Genomic DNA, 841 nt, shown 5'->3' on the forward strand with positions numbered 1-841 from the left:
AATAGTGTGTGCTCACTTAAAATTTAACGTTGGCGCTTTGTTTTGTTCAGTTTTCAAAGAGCAATTTCGTTGTCGTTCGCTTAGAAACGACTTTAATAATATATCAACTATATTATTTTTTGTCAACAACTTTTTTTATTTCGATGTCGACTTAGTTATTATATCCAGTATCAGAAATAAAAGCAAGAGTTATTTTAAAATAAATAAAATATATGAATCCCTTGATAAAAAAAATTGGTCATCCCCCTAGAAGCTTATCTTTTTAAGAGTAAACTTTTTTCTTATCATTATAGTATTTCTTCTATATATCCTTTTTGGAATTCATGGCGTGAAAGACTTTTGCAACAACAATAATTTTTAAAATAAGTTCATGAACTTTGTTTTCCACCTTTCGGGATAACCCGTTCCATCTAACCTTCTGTGTTGCTCTAGAACGGCTACCTTCACACTATCCTTAATGATGGAACTATCTTTTATCATTTTATAGCTAAAAATAGGATGATTGTGAATCTCCTCATGATCCTCGGCAGTTAGACTTTCCGTTTTATTTAATAATCTTGGTCAAAAGCAAAATGTTTCACTTCGATAGTTTTGATGAGTATCATACTACTTGAAAAACATGGTGATTAAATTCAATTTATTTTATTAGCCGTTTTAATCTTTGATACTCCAAAACCTTAAGTCTTTCACTCATATTCAAACACTTGATATTCACATTTTGAAAAATCAGCCAATACGCAAATATTAAAAGACCCAGCTTAGATTGAACTATACCCCGAATAATGGACACAGTAAAAAAAGTCCCTTATTCGGGGTTTTCTATGTCCTTTTTCTAGAACCC

At 30.7% G+C, this 841-nt stretch carries 1 pseudogene; it reads right to left on the minus strand.

Annotated features, from left to right (window positions below):
- Positions 1–357 precede the first annotated feature (357 nt).
- A pseudogene (locus tag N9I19_RS25425) lies at positions 358–540 on the minus strand (HD domain-containing phosphohydrolase); the annotation flags it as partial.
- Positions 541–841: the final 301 nt, after the last annotated feature.

This window comes from Peribacillus sp. CSMR9 (assembly GCF_033141925.1).
GTDB classification, from domain to species: Bacteria; Bacillota; Bacilli; order Bacillales; family DSM-1321; genus Peribacillus; species Peribacillus simplex_A.